This window comes from Oleiphilus sp. HI0067 (assembly GCF_001635735.1).
In genome coordinates this window covers 1-1,434 of sequence record NZ_LWFI01000091.1, presented here as the reverse complement: position 1 = coordinate 1,434, position 1,434 = coordinate 1, and the positions used below count along the sequence as shown (strand labels likewise).

The following is a 1,434-nucleotide window of genomic DNA, read 5'->3' as shown; positions in this document are numbered from 1 at the left end:
GACCCTTTTTTATATGTGTAGAAATAGAAAGAAATAACTATGGAACTCCGCTCAGATTTTTCAGACCGTTTTGTTGTCGCGCCACAAGATTATCATTGGGTTGATTCACCTATGCCCGGTGTCGAGCGCATGATGCTGGACCGTATTGGTGATGAAGTCGCGCGAGCAACATCGATTGTGCGATACGAAGCAAATAGTGAATTCTCCCCGCATACCCATACGGGTGGCGAAGAGTTTTTTGTATTAGACGGTGTGTTTGAAGACGAACATGGTCAGTACCCAGCAGGTACCTATGTCCGCAATCCAATTGGTACGGCGCATCAACCCAAAATTGGCGATCAAGGTGCGACGATCTTTGTAAAGCTTCAGCAGTTTGATCAGCGAGATACGTGGCAATTTAGTATCGATACAACGTCAACTGCTTGGTTACCCGGCTTAGTTGAAGGTCTCTCTGTCATGCCCCTGCATGAGTTTGAAGGGGAACATGTCGCACTAGTGCGCTGGGCTCCCAATACTATTTTTAATCCACATAGACATTGGGGCGGGGAGGAAATCTTTGTTCTCGAAGGTACTTTCTATGATGAGCATGGTGAATACCCGAAAGGAACATGGATTCGTTCACCACATATGAGCCAGCATCACCCCTTCACAAAAGAAGATGGTTGCACCATTTATGTCAAAACAGGTCATTTGCCAATCTAAGTTGAGCCTTAAGTTTGGGGGCAGAGTAAAAGTACTTTGCCCCTAATATTTGATCTCCAAACGCTAAGAAGCCTATTAACTTGGTGAAATAGTGCTCAGTTTCGCTACGTTTATATCTTTCGAACTAGTAATGTTTCTCTGAATAGGTATTATGTAACCATATGTAACTAACATAATGTTTCATGGACGATAGTTCGGAGCTAAAAATGAAAAAAGTAGTATTAGCGAGCGCTTTATTGGCAGCGAGTGTATCTGCACAAGCAGGTTTGATAACAACTGTTGAAGCCGAAAATCAATTTGTAAGTACAGTATCTGATAGCCTAGATATCATTGATTTTGACGAAGGCAATGTAGGTAATATCTCTGGAGACTACACAGTCTACTCAACGCCAAGTGGTACAAATCAAAGTGCGCCTCCTTTTGGCATTACCAGTGAATATTTGAGTGTTCCAAACCCTAACCAAAATGGTTCAGCAACTATTTTGCTTGACGAAACTTACAACTTTTTCGGTTTGTTTTGGGGATCGGTTGATGACTACAACAGCATTACGTTCTACAACGGTGATGTGAGCGACGATAACAATATCGTAGCGTCGATCTCTGGTGATCAGATTGATGATCTACTTGCAGACGGAAACCAAGTTAGCTGGACTTCTAACCGCTTTGTAAACTTCTTCTTTACTGATGGTGATGTGTTCGACCGTTATGTACTAACTAGTAATGGTTATGCGT

Annotated in this window: 2 protein-coding genes; both read left to right on the top strand. The window is 42.5% G+C overall.

Annotated features, from left to right (window positions below):
* Positions 1 to 39 precede the first annotated feature (39 nt).
* The gene (locus A3739_RS01340; protein ID WP_197471938.1) at positions 40 to 702 is read left to right on the top strand and encodes a cupin domain-containing protein; all 663 of its coding nucleotides are present in this window, start codon (positions 40 to 42) and stop codon (positions 700 to 702) included.
* A 206-nt stretch (positions 703 to 908) separates the two neighbouring features.
* Positions 909 to 1,434: hypothetical protein (locus tag A3739_RS01335; RefSeq protein WP_068499947.1), on the top strand; the 526-nt coding region annotated here is incomplete at its 3' end.

Excerpts from the sequence above, each read along its gene's own strand:
- A3739_RS01340 (WP_197471938.1), top strand. The coding sequence starts at position 40 with ATGGAACTCCGCTCAGATTTTTCAGACCGTTTTGTTGTCGCGCCACAA.